The 3867-nt window shown below is 64.5% G+C and carries 2 protein-coding genes; both read left to right on the top strand.

What is annotated here, in order from left to right; genetic code table 11:
* Positions 1-301: transposase (locus tag PHQ87_RS14885; protein ID WP_300236034.1), on the top strand; the 301-nt coding region annotated here is incomplete at its 5' end.
* A gap of 358 nt (positions 302-659) precedes the next feature.
* Complete coding sequence (locus PHQ87_RS14880; RefSeq protein ID WP_300236031.1) at positions 660-3845, top strand: CapA family protein; 3186 nt, start codon at positions 660-662, stop codon at positions 3843-3845.
* Positions 3846-3867 lie beyond the last annotated feature (22 nt).

Below are 3867 nucleotides of genomic sequence, written 5' to 3'. Positions count from 1 at the left end.
CGACAGCAAGGCCTTCGTCAAGGGCTGCCGCAAGCTCAAAGTCACGCCGCACGTGGCGGCCAAGGACAAGCACTCGGCCGTCGATGGCCGCATCAAGCGCCACGAGGGTTACAAGGCCAGTCTGAAGATGCGCAAGCGCATCGAGGAGGCCTTTGGCTGGATCAAGACTGTGGGTGGTCTGGCCAAGACCAAGCTGATCGGTCAGGCCAAGCTCGCGGGCCAGGCGCTGCTGTGCTTTGCCACCTACAACCTGGTGCGCATGGGCAGTCTGGGCGGCTGGTGGGACGCGCATCATGCGTGAGCCATGGGATACGTGCGCCCGAAACGGGCAAAGCGGCCTGCAAACAGGCCGAAATGGCCCTCGCATTCGTTTCGTAGGCGCGTCTGGGCGACTCGCTTCTTCGAAATCCTCGACCCTGGCGCGTTCGATGAGCATTTTTTCAACGGCCTGCTAGGGGGCTATATTATTATGAGTCAATCCGAGCCGAAAACCATGGCCCCAACCGGAGCCATACGAAATCGGCCCATGGCATACGAATGCCGTCCCGCACAGCCGACTTGGCGAGCCACACTGGTACGGCCCGCACCGATCGCCTGGCCCGACATCTCGTCCACCAGGACGCCTACGGTGTACCGCATCCTCGCCAGGATGGCAGACCGTGGACGACTACGGCATAGCTGGAGTTCGCTCGCACCAGCGCTCCAGAAACCACGTCCTCAGCCTGCCGGGGCTCGAACCTGTGGCGCTGGCACAATGCCGTGACACACACGGCATTTCCAGCGGAGAACGGCATCGTATGCATGAAAGGAGCAAGGCGGTCATCGTCTGGGGCGGCGACGTGAACCTTGGCCGGCGCCTGCACTACCGTGCAGCGCAAAGCGAAGGACCGGTGCTCGATGTCCCCGCGCTGCGCGAGGCCGATCTCGCCATCGTGAACCTGGAATGCGTCGTCTCGCGGATCGGGCGCCTGGGCGTCCGCAAGGGCGAGGCCGCGCCGTACTACTTCCGCGCCCGGCCCGAGATGCTCGGCGTGCTGCGCGACGCCGGTGTGGACGTGGTGACCACCGCCAACAACCACAGCGGAGACTACGGGCCAGAAGCCCTGATGGACCAGGAACGCTGGCTGGCGACCGCGGGCATCGGCTCGGTGGGTTCGGGAGCGAATGAAAAACAGGCCTTTGCGCCGATCTTCCGGCGCGCAGGCCCCTATGCGGTGGCCATCTTCTCGATCGATGCGACGCAGCGGTTCACCGCCGCGGGATCTGCCACGCCGGGGCAGGCCTACCTGCCGCCGGCCGATCCGTCTCGTTGGGCCGATGCCATCGCCCCTCTTCTGGCCCATGCGCGCCAGTTCGCCGATGTGGTGCTGATCGCCGTGCATGCTGGTCGCAACTTCGCCGCCGAGCCGGAACCGCAAGCCGCCGCGATCGCGTATGCCCTGGTGGATGCGGGGGCCGACGCCGTGCTGGGCTCGTCCGCGCACGTGCTGCAAGGCGTGGAAATCTATAAGGGCCGCCCCATCATTCATGATGCGGGCGATCTGCTGTTCGATGCCGTCTCACGCAGCGACGACGACGGTGGCCTGTTCTCCCTGCACGTAGGCCCCGCAGGTATCGAGAAGGTCGGCTTCACACCTTTGCACGTAGGCTTCGGGCACACACGGGCGCGAACGGGCGAGGATGCCCAGGCCGCCGTGAGGCGGTTCATCGACAAGAGCCAGCACCTTGGCACCGTATTCGAGCCGCAAGGCGATGGCACCGCGATCCTCAACCTGGCCCCAGACACATCCGCGATGAAGTGGCAGCAGCCATCCGGCCATGAGGTCGATACGGTCCCCCAGGCGGACTGGACCGTGACATCGCTGCCGCCAGATACCGCGCTGGATCAACCTTGCACGTTGGGTCCGCTAAAGCTGCTCGGCGCGCGCGCCGCACCCCTCGCGCTGGAGCGCCGCGGCATGATCTACGTCGAGACGTTCTGGACCCTGGACGAGCCCGTGGCGGACGACTGGCGCATCGAGGTACGGGCCATCGCGCAGGGCGACGGTGAACCAACGCTGGCCTGGGGCGCCGACTCCGATCACGATCCATGCGACTGGATGCTGCCCACGTCGCGCTGGCGGGCCGGCATCATCTACCGCGACCACTGCGGCCTGCGCCCGCCACCGCACAACCGCCTGCGCAGCGCCACCCTGGGCCTGGCCGTCAGGGTCGTCAAAGCCGGCCAGCGGCATCCATGGGTGCGGCTGCCGTTGACCATCAAGTTTGCGATACAACCCACAAACACTGTGGCGCAGGTGGCCGAAACCACCTCACAGCGGCCAACGGCGCAGCCCACCTACAAGCCTATCGACGCCTCTGCGCTGCCGCCCCGGCTGCCCGGCCTGCGCCATGCCACCTGGACCGCCGACGAATTACTGGCAGCGACCCGAGGGCGCTGGCTCACGCAACCACCCACAGATTGGCATGTCCAATCCGTCGTGCGATACAAACCCCATCTGTCCCTGCTGCCCAGCCCCGCATTGCTGGTGGCCTGCGATTACCAGACCCTGGCTTTCCACGAACAGTACAGCCAGCCCAAGGCCAACACCACCTGGGACACGCACGGCGACGTGCCCACCCTGGCTCAGCGACTGGCCGGTGCATTGGTAGCCCGCCCTATACCTGATGCGCCACCGACACTGCCTCAGTTGTTGGTCGAAGACCCCATCCAAGCCATGATCGAGCTTGGCGCAGTCGCGCGCCAGCGTCTTTCCGGCCCGGTCGTCGCCGTCACTGGCAGCGCCGGCAAGTCATCGACCTGCGCCATGCTGCACCATGCCTTCCAGCGCAAATACCGCGTTACATCGAGCATCGACAACTACAACTCTCGCGTGGGCATGCTGGCCACGCTGGCCTGTGTTCCGCCTGATTGCGAACTCACTCTCCTGGAAGTCGCCGTCAGCGCCATCAATTCGCGGGGGTTCCAGCACATCCGGCTCGTGAAACCCGATCTGGCGATCATCACGAACATCGCGGCAGCACATCTGCGGCCCGGAGAAACCACCCGTGACGTCGCCCTGCGCAAGGCCCATATTTTCCGAGGCATGGAAGCAGGCTCCTGGGCACTCATCTGCGCCGACAGCGATCACGCCAACCTGCTGATCCAGCAGGCACGGGCACAACGGTTGCGCATCATGACCTATGGGGAGCATCCCAGGGCGCATGTCCTCCTGCAAGCCTATGACCCCGGCACTGGGAAGGTACAAGCCCGGCGCGCCAATGGACAGGAGATCGACTTCGTCGTGGGCGCCCGGGGTCGGCACATGGCGATCAACAGCTTGGCCTGTTTGGCAGCAGCCGACGCTCTGGGATTCGATTTTTCGGTGGAGTCAGCCTCTCTGCACACATTCCAGGCCATCGCGGGCCGCGGCCAGGTTCGTGACGCGCACTCGGGTGAGCAAGCCTTCAGACTGGTCGACGAAAGCTACAACGCCAATCCGCTGTCCATGAAAGCCGCGCTGGCGGCCTTTGCCAGTGCATCCACCCCGGCACGCAAAATTCTGGCCCTGGGCGACATGCTCGAACTCGGTAGCGAATCTCCCCGCCTGCACCGCGAACTGGCAGGCCCCGTGCTAGCGGCTGCTCCCGCTCGGATCTTCCTCATTGGCGAACACATGAAAGAACTCGCGCAACGCATCGGCGAGATACAACCACAACAGGCCATCGCCCATGTTGACACGATCGACACAATGCTTCAGGCGCTGCGTTCAGAACTGCGTAACGGTGACCTGCTACTGATCAAAGGATCTCACTCCATGCAACTGGCGAAAATCGTCAAGCACTTCGCCGCCTGCGTGACCTGAATCCTCCAAGGCTTGTATTTAA

It is taken from the genome of Hydrogenophaga sp., from assembly GCF_028698005.1.
In the GTDB taxonomy this organism is placed as follows: Bacteria; Pseudomonadota; Gammaproteobacteria; order Burkholderiales; family Burkholderiaceae_C; genus Hydrogenophaga.
The sequence above is the reverse complement of the archived record's forward strand: the minus strand, read 5'-3'. Positions and strand labels throughout refer to the sequence as shown.